An 18,703-nucleotide genomic window follows, 5' to 3' on the forward strand; every position below is an offset into this window, starting at 1 on the left:
AAACAGATTAATCGTGGCAATTCAAATATTTAATCGATTTAAAATTTTTGAAATTTTTTTAAATCGTTTAATCTATGCGTTATGAGCTGTGAGTTCCGGGGATTGGCGGTGGCACTGGCTTGAGCCCAGGTATTAACCAAAGCGCGATTCGGCTCGCGGTGTTTGATGGCTTCTGCTGGCGCCGCCACATTTTGTACCTAATTTGTACTGCACAAGCAGGCACATTATAATAGTATCGATGCGTAATAAGGCGCTCGATCTATACCCCGCCAGTCTCTGGCGGCTGAAAGACGTCACCAGCCGGGCCTTCCGGTTGGCTTAGTTGAAGGAGAAAGGTTCGCATGAAGGAAGCCTCGGCAACGCAGACGATTGCGCTGGTCGACGACGACCGCAACATCCTGACCTCCGTGTCCATCGCGCTGGAATCGGAAGGCTATCGGGTCGAAACCTACACCGATGGCGCGTCCGCGCTGGATGGTCTGATGGCGCGTCCGCCCAATCTTGCGATCTTCGATATCAAGATGCCGCGCATGGACGGTATGGAGCTTCTGCGCCGTCTGCGCCAGAAATCCGACCTCCCCGTCATCTTCCTCACCTCCAAGGACGACGAGATCGACGAGCTTTTCGGCCTCAAGATGGGCGCGGATGATTTCATCACCAAGCCGTTCTCGCAACGTCTTCTGGTCGAACGCGTCAAGGCGGTGCTTCGCCGGGTTGCTGCACGCGACGGCACGGCCAAGCCGACCGGACAGCAGGCAAAATCGCTCGAGCGCGGCCAGTTGGTCATGGATCAGGAGCGCCACACCTGCACCTGGAAGGGGGAACCTGTCACGCTGACGGTCACCGAATTCCTCATCCTTCATTCGCTGGCGCAGCGTCCAGGTGTCGTGAAAAGCCGTGACGCCCTCATGGATGCGGCTTATGATGAGCAGGTCTATGTGGATGACCGCACCATCGACAGCCATATCAAGCGCCTGCGCAAGAAGTTCAAGGCGGTTGACGACGATTTCGAAATGATCGAAACGCTCTATGGCGTCGGCTACCGCTTCCGCGAGGCCTGATAGATAATTACATATCGCCAGTCCGTGAGGTCTGGCGGTAGTTTAGTGAGAGCAGACAGAGCGACATGGTCGCAGAAACCGGGAACGACGGCCTTGTCGGCCAGAAATCGGATTTGCGCGAACGCAGGGCCCGGCGGCAGCGCTCGGTGTTCTGGCGTCGCTTTTTTGCGCCCCTGCGCAAATTTCTCGGCCAATATCTGTTTTCGAGCCTGACGCGCCGTATCCTGTTTCTCAATCTGGCGGCGCTGGCGGTTCTTGTTTCCGGCATTCTCTACATGAACCAGTTCCGCGAGGGGCTGATTGACGCGAAGATCGAAAGCTTGCTCACCCAGGGCAAGATCATCGCCGGCGCCATCTCGGCCTCGGCGACCATCGACACCAATTCTCTGATGATCGATCCGGAAAAGCTCCTGGAGCTTCAGGCCGGGCAAAGCCTGACACCATCGCCGGATTCACCTGACAACTGGGAGTTTCCAATCAATCCGGAAAAGGTTTCCCCCCTGTTGCGCCGGTTGATTTCGCCGACGAGCACGCGGGCGCGCATCTATGATCGCTATGCCAATATGCTGCTCGATTCGCGCGCGCTTTATTCGCCGAGCTTTCCTTCCGCTGGCCCTGTGCTTCGCTATGACCTGCCGCCGATCGAGGAAGAGACACCAACCATCTGGGAACGGGCCGGAACGTGGATTTCGCACCTGTTCTACGGCGGAGGCCTGCCGGTCTATCAGGAACAGCCGGGCGGCAATGGCCTCGCTTTTCCGGAAATCGTAAAGGCTCTGGCCGGTTCGCCGCAAACGGCGCAGCGGCGCAATGAAAAGGGCGAGCTGGTCGTCTCGGTTGCCGTGCCGATCCAGCGTTCGCGCGCAATATTGGGAGTGCTCCTGCTCTCTACCGAAGGCGACGATATCGACAAGATCGTGCAAGCCGAACGCATGGCGGTTTTCCGCGTGTTCGGCGTCGTTTCGCTGGTCATGGTCATCCTGTCGCTTTTCCTTGCATCGACGATTGCAAGCCCGCTGCGCAAGCTTTCCGCTGCTGCCGACCGCGTTCGTCATGGTGTGAAAAGCCGTGTCGAAATTCCGGATTTCTCCGAACGTCAGGATGAGGTCGGCCATCTTTCCACGTCTATCCGCGAGATGACTGATTCGCTCTATACCCGTATCGAGGCTATCGAAAGCTTTGCCGCCGATGTCAGCCACGAGTTGAAGAACCCCCTCACCTCGCTGCGCAGTGCTGTCGAAACTCTGCCGCTTGCCAAGACCGAGGAATCGCGCAAGCGTCTTCTCGACATCATCCAGCACGACGTTCGCCGCCTTGACCGCCTGATTACCGATATTTCCGATGCTTCTCGTCTCGATGCGGAACTCGCGCGCGAACATATTGACCGCGTCGATATGAAGACGCTTCTGACCAATCTCGTAACGGCAGCGCGCGAAGTGCGCCGCAACAAGGTCGGGACGGAAATCATCTTCAATACCGGCAAGCTGCCTGCCGGAAAGAAGGGCTTCTATGTTGCCGGTCACGATCTGCGCCTCGGTCAGGTGGTCAGCAACCTGATTGAAAATGCCCGTTCTTTCGTGCCCGACGATACCGGACGTATCGTGGTATCGCTGAGTGGTGAAGGCAGCCGCTTGCGGGTGCTTGTCGAGGATAATGGCCCTGGCATTCCGATCGAGAATATCGAACGCATCTTCGAACGTTTTTATACGGATCGTCCGGCATCGGAGGCTTTCGGCCAGAATTCAGGCCTTGGGCTTTCGATCAGCCGCCAGATCATCGAGGCCCATGGCGGCACGCTGACGGCGGAAAATATTGTCGACCCCGCGAAGCCCGATCAGTTCAAGGGCGCGCGTTTCATCGTCGACCTGCCTGCAAGCGCATGACACCTGAAGAGGAAAAAAGCGGGCTTCACGCCACCACGCTTCAGATCAGCGGTCGCGGCGTCATGATTATGGGGCGGTCCGGCGCCGGCAAGACTGAACTTGCGCTGACACTTGTGGAAAGAGCGCTCCTTCGCGGAGAGGCTGCCTCGCTGGTAGCCGACGACCGCACATTGCTTCATGTGGAAAGCGGCAGGCTGATAGCCAGCGTTCCAGCAGCCCTTGCAGGCGGTGTGGAGATTCGCGGCGCGGGGCTTTTCAAGGTCGCTTTCGTAGAGGCCAGCCCGCTCTATCTTATTGTCCGGCTTGTGGATCGTGATGAGGCCGAACGCTATCCGGGTGGTGAAACGTGGGAATTCGAGGGCATTTCACTGCCTCGACTTCTTTTGCCGGCTTTGTCGTCGAATGGCGATTCCAACGCGCTTTCGCGGGCGATCGAGGCTACCTTGTTTTACGAAAAATGGCCTTCGAACGAGGGCTGAATCCGGCTTTGTTACGAATCGATTAATTTTCCACGACGCTGCGGCATTTTGCTTTTTTCATGGCAGCGTGGAAATTTTTCACTTGCTATCAAGATTTGCGCTGCCAAGATGCACAACTCGCCGGCGCTTTTCCGGCGTGGTTTCAGTGCCATCTGACACTCTGGCGGGGTGATGCGGCGGGCACGCGACGGGAGCTTTTATAGTATGATCGGACTCGTGCTTGTCACGCACGGAAGGTTGGCCGAAGAGTTTTTGCATGCTGTCGAGCATGTAGTCGGGCCGCAAGACAATTTCGAGACCGTTTGCATCGGTGCCGAAGACGATATGGAACAGCGTCGGCGGGATATCGTTGATGCGGTGGAGCGCGCCGATAATGGCAGCGGGGTCATCATCCTGACCGACATGTTTGGCGGTACGCCGTCCAATCTCGCCATTTCCGTCATGAAGGAAGGCAAGGTCGAAGTCATCGCAGGTGTCAATCTGCCGATGCTTATCAAGTTGTCGAGCGTCCGCATCGGGGGCGACATCAAGACAGCTCTGCGCGAGGCGCAGGATGCGGGGCGCAAATATATCAATGTTGCGAGCCAGGTCCTGACAGGAAAGTAATTCATGCACTCAAGCGTGCCCGTTACCGGTGAATACGAACCCGAAACAGCAGTTTCCCGATCCTTCGAGATCGTCAACAAGCGCGGCCTTCACGCCCGCGCTTCGGCCAAGTTCGTGCAACTGGTCGATGGTTACAATGCGCATGTCCGCGTGAGCAAGGACGGCATGACTGTTGGCGGCACCTCGATCATGGGTCTTATGATGCTTGCCGCCTCTCCTGGCTGCTGCATCGACGTCAGTGCCTCCGGTGAACAGGCCGATGCCGTGTTGGAAGCCTTGCAGACACTCATCGCCGACAAGTTCGGCGAAGAATGCTGAAGAACAAGACTGTGGCCGCTGTGGGTGATCTCAACGATCCGGTGGCCGTTTTCGATGCGGGTATCGGCAGTTATGCCCTGGTTGAGCTGATCAGGCACAACCAGCCACAGCGCGACATCATCTATTTTGCCGATCGGGCCAGTTTTCCTTATGGCGCGAAGAGCCGCGATCAGCTGCTTTCCATCATGCGCCGTACGATTCATTACCTGACGGGCCTTGGCGCCCAAACAATCGTCCTCGCTTCCAATGCACCCTCAGTCATGGTCCTCGACGCACTGAAAAGCGAGTTTGCCGTACCGGTCTATGGCGTGGCGCCGCCGGTTCGTGCCGCCCTTGCGGCAAGCCGTAGCGGCAAGGTTGCCGTTATGGGTGTGCGTTCGATGATTGAGAGCGAAGAGCTTGCAGGTTTTGTCCGGACACAGACCGATAAGCCGGACGATGTTGCTTTAATCAATGCGTCTGCGATGGTGGAGCTGGTGGAAAACGGCGCTTTTCTTCGCCAGCCGGATGAGACCGCGCAAAAGGTGGCCGCATTCTGCGATGACATTGCTGCCAGCTATTCTCTCATCGACACGCTGACGCTTTCCAGTACCCATCTGCCATGGCTCAGATCGTTTTTCGAAACGGCCCGTCCCGGCTGGCAGTTTCTTGACCCGGCAGACGACGTGATCGCTGCACTCCCGCAGCCCGGAGGCGGTTCCGGTCGCACGGTTGCCCTCGTCACGGAAAGCGAAATCTATCCTGTTGCCGAGTTTCGCCGCATGCTCGAAATATTGCAGGTCGATCTTCCTTTGACGGTTATCAGCCCTGCATTCGACAAACCTGATTGATATGCACGTATAAAGATTTCTTTATATTGCGTTGTGCTTCCGGCTGCGATCTGCTAGTCAAGGCGGCAGCCGGAGCGCTTTCCCGCATGGAAAGCTGCCCCACATTGGAATGCAATTCCGGCCGCTGATTACATCTTTATCGAGCTGGAACTGCCTTTTATTGGAGCACGCGATGACCGCAAGCCAAGATTTTGTCGTCAAGGATCTTAGCCTGGCCGATTGGGGCCGCAAGGAACTCGATATCGCAGAAACCGAAATGCCGGGCCTGATGGCTGCCCGTGAGGAATTCGGCAAGTCGCAACCGCTGAAGGGCGCGCGCATTTCCGGATCGCTGCATATGACGATCCAGACTGCCGTTCTGATCGAAACGCTGCAGGTACTGGGCGCACAGGTCCGCTGGGCGTCCTGCAACATTTTCTCGACGCAGGATCACGCCGCCGCCGCGATTGCCGCAACCGGCACGCCGGTTTTCGCCATCAAGGGCGAAACGCTTGAAGAATACTGGACCTATACCGACCAGATATTCCAGTGGCCGGATGGCGAGCCATCCAACATGATTCTCGACGATGGTGGCGACGCCACCATGTACATTCTCATCGGCGCGCGCGCCGAAGCAGGCGAGGATGTTCTGTCGAACCCCGGTTCGGAAGAAGAGGAAGTGCTTTTCGCGCAGATCAAGAAGCGTATGGCTGCAACGCCGGGCTTCTTCACGCGCCAGCGCGACGCCATCAAGGGGGTGACGGAAGAAACCACCACCGGCGTCAACCGTCTCTACCAGTTGCAGAAGAAGGGCCTCCTGCCCTTCCCGGCGATCAACGTCAATGACAGCGTCACCAAGTCGAAGTTCGACAACAAATATGGCTGTAAGGAATCGCTCGTTGACGGCATTCGTCGCGGCACCGACGTCATGATGGCAGGCAAGGTTGCTGTCGTGTGCGGTTATGGCGATGTCGGCAAGGGTTCCGCCCAGTCGCTCGCCGGTGCAGGCGCCCGCGTGAAGGTGACCGAAGTCGATCCGATCTGCGCGCTCCAGGCTGCAATGGACGGTTTTGAAGTCGTGACCCTCGACGATGCTGCTTCGACCGCCGATATCATCGTGACCACGACCGGCAACAAGGACGTGATCACCATCGACCATATGCGCAAGTTCAAGGATATGGCGATCGTCGGCAATATCGGTCACTTCGACAATGAAATTCAGGTGGCAGCACTTCGCAACCTGAAATGGACCAATGTGAAGCCGCAAGTCGATCTGATCGAATTCCCGGATGGCAAGCGCATTATCCTGCTTTCCGAAGGCCGCCTGCTCAATCTGGGCAACGCAACCGGCCATCCGAGCTTCGTCATGTCGGCTTCGTTCACCAATCAGGTTCTGGGTCAGATCGAGCTGTTTACCCGTACCGACGCCTACAAGAATGAAGTCTATGTGCTGCCGAAACATCTCGACGAGAAGGTTGCGCGCCTGCATCTCGATAAGCTCGGTGCCAAGCTGACTGTGCTTTCTGAGGAACAGGCTGCCTATATCGGTGTCACTCCACAGGGCCCGTTCAAGTCGGAACACTACAGGTATTAACCATACGTTAAGTATTGCACTACATGTTGAGGCCGGGCGGTTGACAAACCGCCCGGTCTTTCTTTTTGCGTGCAAGATGCTTCACGTGGATTCGCCGGAAGGGTATTGTGTAGGCGAATCAAGGTGTTTGAGCGGGTGTTTGCGTTGCGCGTTTTTTGCCGGTTGTGGCGGGAAGCGAGAGGACGATTCATCCCCAGAATACCTCAAAACGCGATGACCATCGTGCACTGTGGCGGCGTGCGTATGGTCGGGCTTTGATGTGTATTGAAGTGTTTTAATACGGCCAGTCTGCCTTCGTGGCAGTTTTCATGGCCGGGTGGCGGAGAAAAGGACAACATGCCAGAGTTCGGCGCAACGGGGATTTTGCGGAATGTTTCCGCAATCGTTACTGGCAGGCAATGGCGTCCTGCCGCCCCTGTTGCAAAGCCGTTCGCATGGCTTGCCCCGAAAAAAGCCCTGATGAAGGCCTCCGTTTCTCTCGCGACGCTTTTCGCAGCCGTGCCCGCTTTCGCGCAAGGTACGGAATCGGCGCGCATCGCCCTGCCCTTCGGCGGTGGCAGTATCGGCGCTTTCGAAGTCATCCAGTTTTCCATGTTCCTCGGCGTAATGGGCGCAGCCCTGCTTTCTGCCGGCTGGCTGATCCGTGAACGGTCACGCGTTGCCGCGGAAAACAAGGAACTGCGTTCCAAATTCGCCGACCTCAATCTTGTCGCCCAGCGCAATGAAGCCCTGCTCAACCTCAAGGATCAGCGCATCGTGGTCTGGGATGGCCACAACACGCGCGCTGAAGTCGTCGGGCTGCTGCCGGACGAAAGCGCTGCCCCGCAGGATCGTTCGACCTTTCTGGCTTTTGGCCGCTGGCTTCGTCCCCAATCGGTCGTGGCGCTTGAGCGCGCCATCGGATTGCTGCGTGAGCAGGCGCGGTCTTTCGACCTCACAGTTGAAACCGTCAACGGCACCCTCCTCGACGTGCGCGGACGCACATCGGGCGGCTTTGCCGTGGCACGCTTCCTCAGCCTACAGGGCGTACAGGCTGAACGCGCGGCGCTGCAGGCGCAAAACCGCGAATTTTCCGAGCGTATCGAATTATTCCGGCGTCTTCTTGACCGGATCGACCAGCCGGTCTGGACCCGCGACGCCGGTGGCCGCGTCGAATGGGTCAATGCCGCCTATGCGCAGGCTGTCGATATGGCCGATGCAAGCCAGGTCATTTCCGAAGGGCGCGAGCTTTTCGGCGCACAGGCGCGTCAGCGTCTGGAGCGTGACCGCTTTGCCGAGCCTGTCCTGCAGGACCAGCTGACGGCTGTGGTGCACGGTGATCGACGACTTTTCAACGTGACGGATGTAAGCGCGGAAACGGGTTCCATCGGTCTCGGTTTCGACCAGACCGAAGTGCAGGCGGTGCGCGAAGAACTGAACCGCACGATGAAGAGCCATGCCGAAACGCTCGATCAGCTTTCGACCGCTGTGGCGATCTTCGATCCCGAGATGAAGCTGCAATTTTTCAATCAGGCTTTTGCCAAGCTGTGGTCGCTCGATACGGCATGGCTGGAATCGCAGCCGAGTAACACGCTGATCCTTGATCGCCTGCGTTCGGAAGGCAAACTTCCAGAGCAGCCGGAATGGCGCAAATGGAAGGATTCGGTGCTTTCCGCCTATCGCGCTGTCGAGCCGCAGGAACATATGTGGCATCTGCCGGATACACGGACGATGCGCGTCGTCGCCAACCCGCATCCGCAAGGCGGCGTGACCTGGTTCTTTGAGAACATGACCGAAAAGTTCGAACTCGAAGGCCGTTACAACACGCTCATCAAGGTACAGGGCGAAACGCTCGACCATCTGGCGGAAGCCGTGGCGGTGTTCGGTTCCGATGGCCGTATCCGGCTTTCCAATCCGTCCTTTGCCGACCTTTGGGCGCTGCCGATGCCGCTCATTGTCGAAGGCACGCATATTTCGTCGATTGCCAAGATTTGCGGGGAGCGCGGCGGCAACGGCTTGTGGGACGATTTCGTCTCCACCGTCACCGGCTTCCTCGACAAACGCGATGGGCGCATGGGGCAGGTGGAGCTGGATGACGGCACCATCCTTTCCTTCGCCGTGGTGCCGCTACCGAAAGGCCAGACCATGCTGACCTTTATCGACGTCACCGATACGGTGCGCGTCGAACGGGCGCTCAAGGAAAAGAACGAGGCGCTGGAACTGGCCGACCAGATCAAGAACGATTTCGTCCAGCACGTTTCCTATGAGCTGCGTTCACCGCTGACCAACATCATCGGCTTTACCGAACTGTTGCAGACACCGGCTTTCGGGTCGCTCAACGAGCGCCAGATCGAGTATCTCGACCATATCAGCACGTCGTCATCGGTATTGCTGACCATCGTCAATGATATTCTCGATCTTGCCACCGTCGATGCAGGCATCATGGAACTGGAGGTCGGGGAAGTTTCCGTCGTGGAAGCGATTTCCGCAGCGGCCTCCCGCGTCGGTGAGCGCATGCGCGATCACGATATCGGGCTCGACATCGACATTGCCGACGACGTGGACGTATTCAGGGCCGATGCGAACCGCGTCCGTCAGGTGCTTTTCAACCTTTTGTCGAATGCGACCAACTATGCGCCGGAAGGTTCCAGCATCCAGTTGCAGGTAGCGCGCGAGGGGTTGGAAGTGGTCTTTGCCGTCCACGATGACGGTCCCGGCATGCCCGGAGAAGTGCTCGACACGGTTTTCAAACGCTTCCAGTCCTATCCGAATGGCGGCCGCCGCCGTGGTGCCGGGCTCGGACTTGCCATCGTCAAGAGCTTTGTTGAGCTGCATGGCGGATCGGTCGATATCGATACGGGTTCCGGTCGTGGAACAACGGTGATTTGCCGTTTTCCGTCGGAAACACGCAGCTTCCGCGTCGCCGCCGAATAAGGTAAAGGGTGCCCATGAGCGCCTCACAATCCAGCATCAGCTATTTCTTGCCCGACGAAGCTGCAACGCAGCGTTTCGGCGAGGATTTCGCCCTCGCCCTGCAAAAGGGCGATCTCGTCACGCTTTCCGGCGATTTGGGGGCGGGAAAATCCTCGCTTGCCCGCGCGATTATTCGGGCAATCGCCGATGATGAGGGGTTGGACGTCCCAAGTCCGACTTTCACGCTGGTACAAAGCTACGAGACTTTGCGCATTCCTGTTGCCCATGCCGATCTCTACCGTATTTCACACGGCGAAGAACTGGATGAGCTGGGACTGCCGGAGTTTCTGGAAGATGGCGTGGTTCTGGCCGAATGGCCGGAGCAGGCCGAGGGCTTCCTGCCTGAACCGTCATTTGCTGTCACGCTGAGCCACGACGGGGCAGGGCGGCGTATTACCGTGTCGGGACCAGCGGCTGCGATCCAGCGGCTGGAACGCAGTCATGCGATACGCACATTTCTGGACCTCCATAACCGTGCCGATGCAACGCGTTGCTATTTGCAGGGCGATGCGTCACCACGCAAATACGAGACGATCCGCACGGCTGCCCACGGCGTCGAGATTTTGATGAATGCGCCGCAGATGCCCTATGATCCGCCGCTGCGCGACGGAAAAACCTATCGGCAGATTGCGCATCTTGCGGAAAACATCCTTGCCTTTGTCGCTGTCGATGCGCTTCTCGACAGCCATGGTTTTCGCGCGCCGCAAATGCGTGCCGCCGATCTCGATGCCGGTTTTCTCATCCTTGAGAATCTCGGAACAGAGGGCGTGCGGGCAGCGTCCGGTGAACCTGTCGCCGAACGCTATGAGGCCGCCGGACGCTTTCTGGCGCATCTGCATGGCGTTGCCTGGCCTGACCATGCACCTGTGGCAGGGCATCCCGACCACATCATCGCCGGTTTCGACCGTGATGCGATGATGATCGAGGTCAGCCTGATCGGCCAGTGGTATGCGCCGCGCATGATGGGCAGGCAACTTACAGACGCAGAAAAGCAAGCTTACGAAGCCGCATGGGACCACGTGATCGCCGACATTGCCGATGTTGAGAAGAGCCTGCTCTTGCGCGACTATCATTCGCCGAACCTGTTCTGGTTTCCAGAAGCGGAAGGCAAGGACAAGATCGGTGTCATCGATTTTCAGGATGCGATGATTGGACCGGCAGCCTATGACGTGGCTTCGCTGACCCTCGATGCGCGTGTGACGATTTCGCCGGAGCTGGAACAGGCTGTGGTCGCTGCCTATTGCGATGAGCGTCGCGCGCTCGGACATGCGTTCGACGAGGCTTTGTTCCGCAAGGCCTATGCGGCAATGGGCGCACAGCGTAACGCCAAGCTGCTCGGCCTTTTCGTCCGGCTCGATGAGCGCGATGGTAAGCCGGATTACCTAAAACACCTGCCACGCATTCATGACTATCTCGGTCGTGTGCTGAAGCATCCCGTCATGGCGCCAGTGGCGGTGTGGTTTGAGGAATTGGGATTGATGCAGCAGGAAGAGGCCGCGCAATGAAAATGCCTGAAATGGGCCCGAAGACGGCTATGGTTCTTGCCGCCGGACTTGGCAAGCGCATGCGTCCCATCACCGAAACCATTCCGAAGCCGCTGGTCAAGGTAGCCGGCAAGGCCTTGATCGACTGGGGGCTTGATGCAGCGGCACAGGCGGGCATTCGCACGGCAATCGTCAATGTGCACTATTTAGCCGACCAACTGGAAGAGCACCTGCGTCATCGCAAAGATCTCAATGTTGTGATTTCGGATGAACGTGAAATGCTGCTCGATTCCGCTGGTGGTATTGTGAAGGCACTGCCGCTGCTCGGAGCAGAGCCGTTTTTTATTCTGAATGCCGACACATTCTGGGTCGGCGACGAGAAGGTTCCCAATCTGTCGGCGCTTGCTGAGGCCTGGGACGCGGACCGGATGGATATTCTTCTGATGACGGCGCGTCTCGATCAGGAAACGGGCTATGAGGGCAAGGGTGATTTCGTTGCCAACGAAAACGGGCATCTGCGCCGCGCACGGGATGTCTCGGGCGAGCCGGTGATCTATGCGGGAGCAGGGATCATCCATCCCCGCATCTTCGCTGACGCCGAGCCGGGTGTGTCCTCGCTCAACCGCTATTTCGACGAAGCGATTGCAGCCGGTCGCCTTTATGGTATGCCAATGACCGGACATTGGCTGACTGTCGGAACGCCGGACGCAATCGGCGAGGCGGAGGCAGCGCTTACCGCATTTGCATGAGGAGGTAGAACGCATGAGCGCACGCAGGCCCAGAGATGGGAAACAGCGCCTGTTTTCAATTCCTCCCGGCACGCCATTTCTGCCCGCTTTTGCAAAAGCGCTTCTGGAGGGGCGGCTGGTCGAAGGTTTTCCCGGCAGTCCATCCGATCCGCTGGCATTGGCCAATGCAACCATCTATGTGCCGACGCGCCGTGCGGCGCGTGCTTTGCGGTCCATTTTGGTTGATATGAATCCGGCTAAAGTACTTCCCGCAAAAGTGGAGGCCGGTTTTGCGTCGGAAAAAAAGAGCGCCATTTTGCCGACGATAAAACCGCTTGGCGATGTGGATGAAGATGCCGCTTTCTTCAATGCCGGCTCGTCGAGCGTCTTCGACATTAATCCACCGATTGGTACAGCAGAGCGGCTTCTGCTTCTGGCACGATTGATCCGCCCATGGCGGGAATCGCTGCCTTCGCATGTGCGCGCCCTTTTCGGTGTTGACGATGTTTCGGTTCCGGCAACGACTGCCGATGCAATCTGGCTTGCCCGCGATCTGGCGGGGCTGATGGATCAGGTTGAAACCGATGGGGCTAAATGGAGCGAGCTTGCGGGAATTGCTCCGGAAGACCTCGCCGACTGGTGGCAGGTCACGCTCGGCTTTCTCAACATCGTCACCAATCTGTGGCCGGATATTCTGGCAGAACGCCGGCTTTCAAATCCCGCCGCGCATCGCAACGATCTCATCTGGAGCGAAGTGAAGCGCCTGCGGGATCATCCGCCCGCCGGGCCGGTTATCGTTGCAGGTTCCACCGGTTCCATACCGGCGACTGCCGAGCTTATTTCCGCCATTGCAGACTTGCCGAATGGCGCGGTGGTGCTGCCAGGGCTGGACCGCGATCTGGATGATGCAGCCTGGCAAATGCTGGCATCGGCAACCGATAATCCCTCGACCTTTGGTCATCCCCAGTTCGGTTTACGCAAGCTTCTCGATGCAATGCAGACATTGCGTGCGGATGTGGAACATCTGGACGCTATGCCTGCCTCCAAGCGCCTGCGCGAGCGGGTGGTCAGCGAAGCGCTTCGTCCGGCGGAGACGACCGATGCATGGGGGCAGCTTGCGCGCGATCCCGATATGCAGCCGACCGCCTTGCAGGCGGCGGCGCAGACGATTGACCTGATTGAAACCGCGAATGAGCGGGAAGAGGCGCTTACTGTGGCGCTTGTCCTGCGCGATGCGATCAATGATGAAGGCAGAACAGCCGCGCTTGTTACAGCAGACCGCAATCTGGCGCGGCGCGTGGTGGGCGAGCTTGCCCGTTTCGGCATTGATGCCGATGATTCTGGTGGTCGGCATCTGCGTGATGTCGAGACCACGACATTGTTGCGGCTGCTGGTCGAGACGGTTTTCAGCCCGGGCGACCCGGTTGCTCTGCTGGCGCTGGTCAAGCATCCGCTGCTGCGGCTGGAAGCTCCCCGCATCGAGCGACGCCTTGCCGCCGAAACCCTGGAACTCATTGCCTTTCGCGGCGGCACGGGCCGCGCCTCCGTACTTGATCTTCCCGCATTTTTCGACCGGCGGCTGGAGGAAAGCGCCAGCCAGCCGTGGCAACCGGCATGGCACGATACGGTCACGCCAGACATGATCGCCGCCGCCCGCAATCTTTGCGAAAGCCTGTCTAAGGCGGTGGCGCCATTGGCGCCTTTCGTCATCGCCGGACGCCGGACCGAGATCGGCGAAATCGCGCGTGCAACGGTCGAAGCATTGGAAAATCTTGCGCGCAATGAAAAGGCCAGCATCGCGCCTTTCTATTCCGGCGAACGCGGAGAACAGCTCGCTGCCTTTTTGCGTGGTCTGGTTTCAAGCGAAGCCGGGCTCGACTTTGAAGCTTCGGAATGGCCGGCTGTGCTCGATGCACTGATGGCGGGCGAGACGGTTAAGCCGCATCCGGGTGGTCATCCGCGCCTCTTCATCTGGGGTGCGCTTGAAGCACGCCTGCAAACCATGGATACGGTGGTGATCGGCGGCCTCAACGAGGGAAGCTGGCCTGCACGCACCCGCAATGATCCGTTCATGTCACGCCCCATGAAGTCGATGATCGCGCTCGATCCGCCCGAACGCCGCACCGGCCTTGCCGCTCATGACTTCCAGATGGCGCTGGGCCAGGATCATGTCGTGCTGACGCGCTCACAGCGTTCCGATAATGCGCCGACGGTGCCATCGCGCTGGCTGCAGCGGCTTGAAACTGTGCTGGGCGCGGATGTGACCGCCGAAATGCGCAAGCGTGGGGCGCGTTTCATCCAGTGGTCACGCGAAATCGATCAGGCGCCCGACGTGCCTTTCGTCAAGCGCCCGGAGCCTGCACCGCCGGTCCTTGCACGTCCGAAGCATTTTTCGGTAACGGAAATCGAAACGCTGCGCCGCGATCCCTATGCGATCTTCGCAAAGAAAATTCTGAAGCTACGACCGCTGGAGCCTTTGATCCGTGACCCGGCGGCTGCCGAACGCGGCACTTTGTTCCACGATATTCTGGGGCATTTCACGCAGGAGGCAATCGATCCGCTGGCACCCGATGCCGCAGAGCGGCTGGCGGAGCTGGGGCGTATCCTTTTTGCAGACATGGATTTGCCGACGGAAATCGAGGCTGTGTGGTGGCCGCGCTTCACCGCGCTCATTCCGCAGTTTCTGGCTTGGGAACGCGAGCGCGCCTACAATGTCCAGACCCGCTTTGCCGAGATTTCATCCGATAAACGTGAGGTCGAAGGGCTTGGTATCACGCTTTCCGGCCGCGCTGACCGCATCGATCTGATGCGTGACGGGACCGCGGAGATCATTGATTACAAGACCGGCTCGACACCATCACCCAAACAGGCGCACGTGTTGCTGTCGCCGCAGCTGGCGCTGGAAGCAGCGCTTCTGGTGCGCGGTGCGTTTCGGGAACTGGGCTCGGTCCGCGCTTCCGATCTGACCTATGTGCGCCTCAAGGCGGGCGGCGAGGTGAAGCCGGAATCGATCCTCAAGATCGGACGACCGCCATCGGAAAAAACCGCACCGGCGCTCGGCGAGGAATCCTGGCAGCGGCTGGCGCAATTGCTGGCGGAGTACCAGAAGCCGGATAAGGGCTACCTGTCGCGCGCATTGCCGTTTCGCGAGACGGACCTGACAGGCGATTACGACCATCTGGCGCGGGTGCTGGAGTGGTCTGCCGGGGGCGATGCTGGCGGGGAGGGCGGCGAGTGAAAAAAGCACCTATTATCCCGGAAGAAACGCTGCGGGCGCAAAGCAGCGCAGCAAATCCGGCAGCTTCCGTCTGGGTGTCGGCCAATGCGGGTTCCGGCAAGACGCATGTTCTGACCGAACGTGTTATCCGCCTGTTGCTGGAAGGCACGGACCCGTCCAAGATTCTCTGCCTCACCTATACGAAGGCAGCAGCGGCGGTGATGCAGAACCGTGTGTTCATGCGGCTTTCGGAATGGGCTGTCCTGCCCGATATCGAACTTGCCGAACGTCTGAAGTCGCTTGAGGGCCGCAGACCGGGTGATGCCCGTCTTGCAGCAGCGCGACGGCTGTTCGCGCGCGCGCTGGAAACGCCGGGCGGACTTAAAATCCAGACCATCCATGCTTTCTGCGAAGCGATCCTGCACCAGTTCCCGCTTGAGGCGAACATTGCCGGTCATTTCGAGATGATGGACGATTTGATGCAGGCAGTCCTTGTCGGTGAAGCACGGCGTCAGTTGCTCGAAACCGCGCATGGCGGTGGCGATATTGAGCTCGCAGCGGCCTTTGCCGATGTTCTGCAGGCATCGGGCGAGATGGGGCTTCAATCGCTTCTGGATGAGGCGGTGAGCAGGCGCAACGGCCTGCAGACCTATATAGCCGAACTGGGCGTGGCGGCGCATCGCAGCGAAGCCCTGCACCGGGCTTTCCGCTTCGATCCGCAAACCAGCGAAGATGATCTCGTCGCCGATCTCTGGCCGATACCGGAATTTTCCGACGAAGCGCTCGACCTCATCATGTCGATCCAGAAGGGTGCGTCGCGCGCACAGGATTTTGCGCTGCAACTCCGGCGTTTCGAAAAGGTGACAAACCAGCGTGACCGCGAGGCTGTGTTGCGTGCGGCCTTCCTGAAAAGCACGGGCGAACCGAAATCCGGCTCTTATGTCGGCTCGGCAGCGGTCAAGAAACTTCTGCCGGATTTCGAAGAGGATTTCGACGCGGCAGCGGCGCGTGTCGAACAGGGACTCGACCGGCTGAAGGAATTGCGCCTTGTGCGGCTCAATCTGGCCGCGCTGACGCTGATCGACAATCTGCTGCAACGCTATCACGACCTGAAACGTCAGCGCGGCCTGCTCGATTTCGAGGATCTCATTACCCGGACCGTGGCGCTACTCGCCCGTAATGGAGCAGGGCAGTGGGTGCAGTACAAGCTCGATCGCGGCATCGACCATATTCTGGTCGACGAGGCGCAGGATACCAGTCCCGACCAGTGGCAGGTGATTCGCATGCTGTCGGAAGAGTTTTTTTCCGGCCTCGGCCAGCGCAATATCAGTCGCACGCTCTTTGCAGTCGGTGACGAGAAACAGTCGATCTATTCGTTCCAGGGCGCGGTGCCGGAGGATTTCGCGGCACAGGGACGGTCCGTCAGTCTTCGCGCGGAAGATGCCGAGCTGAAGTTTGAGCGCGTCAGCCTCAATTTCTCGTTCCGATCCGCACCCGATGTCTTGCAGGCGGTGGACGAGGTTTTTGCGAGACCCGAGGCCAATCGAGGCCTTGCAGGCGCAACGGTCCATGAAGCCATTCGTTCCGATGCGCCGGGCGAGGTGGAAATCTGGGATATGCTGACGCCGGAAGTGGTGGAAGAGCCCGACGACTGGCGCGAGCCGGTCGATCATCTGGCAGCACCCGCTGTCCGGCTGGCGGATCAGATCGCGGCCACCATTCGCCACTGGCTGGATCGTGGCGAACCCATTCCGGGCCAGAACCGGCGGATCATGCCGCGTGACATTATGGTTCTGGTACGAAAGCGCGACCAGTTCATGCCTGCTCTGTCGCGGGCGCTGAAAAACCTGTCCGTTCCGGTGGCCGGTGCAGACCGCCTGCGGCTCACCAGCCATATCGCCATTCAGGACCTGATGGCTCTCGGTCGTTTCGTGCTCCAGCCTTCGGACGATCTTTCGCTGGCATCGGTATTGAAGAGCCCACTATTCGGTTGGGATGACGACCAGCTCTTCGAGCTTGCCCATCCGCGCGGTTCAGGTCTCACATTGTTCGAGCGGCTTTATCAGGTTTCGCGTAGTGATGCCGCGCTGGCCGAATTGCACAAGACGCTGAGCCGCTGGCGCAATATGGCCGATACGATGCCGGTGTTCGAATTCTATGCACGCATATTGAGTGCGGATGGTGCGCGGCGAAAACTTCTGGCGAGGTTGGGGCCGGAGGCGGGCGACATCATCGATGAATTCCAGAATTATGCGCTTTCCGCCGAGCGTGCCGGTCTGCCCGGCCTGCAAGCCTTCCTTGAAACGCTGGAAGCGGCATCGCCTGAAATCAAGCGCGAACTGGATCAGGGGCGCAATGAAGTGCGCATCATGACCGTCCATGCTGCCAAGGGGCTGGAAGGGGCGGTGGTGTTTCTGGTTGATCCGGGAAGCGCGGTCTGGACTGGCAGTCGTGCGCCAAAACTCATTCCTTTTGACTTTTCGAACGATAATCCTTCGGTAAAAGGCTACCTCTGGCAACCGAACACTGGATACCAGACCGGTTTCACGACGGCCCAGATCGAGAAGCTGAAGACGCGGGCGGAGGAAGAATATCGCCGCCTGCTCTATGTCGGCATGACGCGGGCCGAAGACCGGCTCATCATCTGCGGCTATCGCGGCGCGCGCGAAAGCGGCGAAACATGGCACCGTCTTGTCGAGGATGCGCTGGCCACCAAGGCCGAGACATTCGTGCATCCCGTGCTGAAAGTCGCCGCAAGGCGCTATCGCAATACACCGCGCGGAATGGTCGAGATTGCCGATCAGGATAGAATCGAGGACCACGCGCTGCCGTCACTGCCGCTCGATTATCTGCGGCCGATAAAGCCGGAAATCGGGCTGCCGCGACCGCTGGCGCCGTCTGGAGCGTCGGCATTGATCGAAGCGGATGAGGAACCGCCGCTCGATACGTTTTCGCCGGTTCTGGGGCCGGGCAATGGGACGCCAGCCTTCGCGTTGCGACGCGGCACGGCGATCCATATGCTGCTGCAATATCTGCCAGATGTCCCACAGGATGGGCGTGAAACGCTGGCACGTGACTATCTCGATCGGATCGCTGCCGACTGGCCGGAAACGGAGCGCCAGATTGCCTGGCAAAGCGTCAGGACCATTCTGGACGACCCCACCTATGCACCGGTCTTTGCGGAAGGTTCGCGCGGGGAAGTCGCCATCATGGGCACAATCGAGCTTGGCGGGCGCGATCACGCAGTGTCCGGTCAGATCGACCGCATCAGCGTCGGCGAGGATCGCGTACTCATCGTCGATTACAAGACCAATCGACCGCCACCGAAAACCGTCGAGGCAGTTCCATTCGCCTATCGAGCACAGCTTGCGCTTTATCGCGAGTTGCTGGCTCCGCTCTATCCAGGACGGATTGTCGAAACGGCGCTTTTGTTCACCGAAGGTCCATTTTTGATGCCGTTGCCTGATGTGGTTCTGGACGAAGCGCTGCAGTCTCTGAAAGACTCTCAAGGAAAGGTGAGTAACCAGAACTTGACGGATGGCAGCAGACACGCCACATGATATAGCGAATGA

The 18,703-nt window shown here is 58.9% G+C and carries 12 protein-coding genes; all 12 read left to right on the forward strand.

All coding sequences use genetic code 11. The features are described from left to right. The first annotated feature begins 341 nt into the window (after positions 1-341). The 12 genes from F9K94_RS10875 (at position 342) to addA (ending at position 18,691) form a co-directional block, all read left to right on the forward strand. On the forward strand, positions 342-1,061 hold the full coding sequence (locus F9K94_RS10875; protein WP_006468074.1) for a response regulator transcription factor: 720 nt from the start codon (positions 342-344) through the stop codon (positions 1,059-1,061). Between the two features lie 65 nt (positions 1,062-1,126). Next, on the forward strand, positions 1,127-2,944 hold the full coding sequence (locus tag F9K94_RS10880) for a stimulus-sensing domain-containing protein (RefSeq protein WP_061344612.1): 1,818 nt from the start codon (positions 1,127-1,129) through the stop codon (positions 2,942-2,944). Continuing rightward, the gene (locus tag F9K94_RS10885) at positions 2,941-3,423 is read left to right on the forward strand and encodes an HPr kinase/phosphorylase (RefSeq protein WP_061344613.1); all 483 of its coding nucleotides are present in this window, start codon (positions 2,941-2,943) and stop codon (positions 3,421-3,423) included. The genes F9K94_RS10880 and F9K94_RS10885 overlap by 4 nt, the downstream gene beginning before the upstream one ends. Before the next feature lie 204 nt (positions 3,424-3,627). Continuing rightward, complete coding sequence (locus F9K94_RS10890) at positions 3,628-4,029, forward strand: PTS sugar transporter subunit IIA (protein ID WP_006472522.1); 402 nt, start codon at positions 3,628-3,630, stop codon at positions 4,027-4,029. A gap of 3 nt (positions 4,030-4,032) precedes the next feature. After that, positions 4,033-4,347 (forward strand): HPr family phosphocarrier protein, encoded by a 315-nt coding sequence (locus tag F9K94_RS10895; RefSeq protein ID WP_010657680.1) that lies wholly within the window; start codon positions 4,033-4,035, stop codon positions 4,345-4,347. Continuing rightward, complete coding sequence (locus F9K94_RS10900; protein ID WP_151645605.1) at positions 4,341-5,177, forward strand: glutamate racemase; 837 nt, start codon at positions 4,341-4,343, stop codon at positions 5,175-5,177. Before F9K94_RS10895 ends, F9K94_RS10900 begins: the two co-directional genes overlap by 7 nt. Positions 5,178-5,349: 172 nt before the next feature. Continuing rightward, complete coding sequence (gene ahcY, locus F9K94_RS10905) at positions 5,350-6,750, forward strand: adenosylhomocysteinase (protein ID WP_061344616.1); 1,401 nt, start codon at positions 5,350-5,352, stop codon at positions 6,748-6,750. A gap of 459 nt (positions 6,751-7,209) precedes the next feature. Beyond that, entirely contained in the window at positions 7,210-9,663 is a 2,454-nt protein-coding gene (locus tag F9K94_RS10910) for a sensor histidine kinase (RefSeq protein ID WP_235920626.1), read from the forward strand. A 14-nt stretch (positions 9,664-9,677) separates the two neighbouring features. Further along, positions 9,678-11,207: a tRNA (adenosine(37)-N6)-threonylcarbamoyltransferase complex ATPase subunit type 1 TsaE gene (gene tsaE / locus F9K94_RS10915; RefSeq protein WP_151645609.1), complete on the forward strand. Its 1,530-nt coding sequence runs from the start codon at positions 9,678-9,680 to the stop codon at positions 11,205-11,207. Beyond that, positions 11,204-11,935, forward strand: coding sequence for a nucleotidyltransferase family protein (locus F9K94_RS10920; RefSeq protein WP_151645611.1), 732 nt, complete (start codon positions 11,204-11,206; stop codon positions 11,933-11,935). The genes tsaE and F9K94_RS10920 overlap by 4 nt, the downstream gene beginning before the upstream one ends. A gap of 13 nt (positions 11,936-11,948) precedes the next feature. Next, positions 11,949-15,152: a double-strand break repair protein AddB gene (addB, locus tag F9K94_RS10925; protein ID WP_151645613.1), complete on the forward strand. Its 3,204-nt coding sequence runs from the start codon at positions 11,949-11,951 to the stop codon at positions 15,150-15,152. Further along, positions 15,149-18,691 (forward strand): double-strand break repair helicase AddA, encoded by a 3,543-nt coding sequence (gene addA, locus F9K94_RS10930; protein WP_151645615.1) that lies wholly within the window; start codon positions 15,149-15,151, stop codon positions 18,689-18,691. Before addB ends, addA begins: the two co-directional genes overlap by 4 nt. Positions 18,692-18,703: the final 12 nt, after the last annotated feature.

Source organism: Brucella tritici (genome assembly GCF_008932285.1).
In the GTDB taxonomy this organism is placed as follows: domain Bacteria; phylum Pseudomonadota; class Alphaproteobacteria; order Rhizobiales; family Rhizobiaceae; genus Brucella; species Brucella tritici.

Coding starts and splice junctions, on each gene's coding strand:
- F9K94_RS10885 (WP_061344613.1), top strand. CDS start 2,941: ATGACACCTGAAGAGGAAAAAAGCGGGCTTCACGCCACCACGCTTCAG.
- tsaE (WP_151645609.1), top strand. CDS start 9,678: ATGAGCGCCTCACAATCCAGCATCAGCTATTTCTTGCCCGACGAAGCT.
- F9K94_RS10890 (WP_006472522.1), top strand. CDS start 3,628: ATGATCGGACTCGTGCTTGTCACGCACGGAAGGTTGGCCGAAGAGTTT.
- F9K94_RS10895 (WP_010657680.1), top strand. CDS start 4,033: ATGCACTCAAGCGTGCCCGTTACCGGTGAATACGAACCCGAAACAGCA.
- F9K94_RS10900 (WP_151645605.1), top strand. CDS start 4,341: ATGCTGAAGAACAAGACTGTGGCCGCTGTGGGTGATCTCAACGATCCG.
- F9K94_RS10875 (WP_006468074.1), top strand. CDS start 342: ATGAAGGAAGCCTCGGCAACGCAGACGATTGCGCTGGTCGACGACGAC.
- F9K94_RS10920 (WP_151645611.1), top strand. CDS start 11,204: ATGAAAATGCCTGAAATGGGCCCGAAGACGGCTATGGTTCTTGCCGCC.
- F9K94_RS10910 (WP_235920626.1), top strand. CDS start 7,210: ATGAAGGCCTCCGTTTCTCTCGCGACGCTTTTCGCAGCCGTGCCCGCT.
- ahcY (WP_061344616.1), top strand. CDS start 5,350: ATGACCGCAAGCCAAGATTTTGTCGTCAAGGATCTTAGCCTGGCCGAT.
- addB (WP_151645613.1), top strand. CDS start 11,949: ATGAGCGCACGCAGGCCCAGAGATGGGAAACAGCGCCTGTTTTCAATT.
- F9K94_RS10880 (WP_061344612.1), top strand. CDS start 1,127: ATGGTCGCAGAAACCGGGAACGACGGCCTTGTCGGCCAGAAATCGGAT.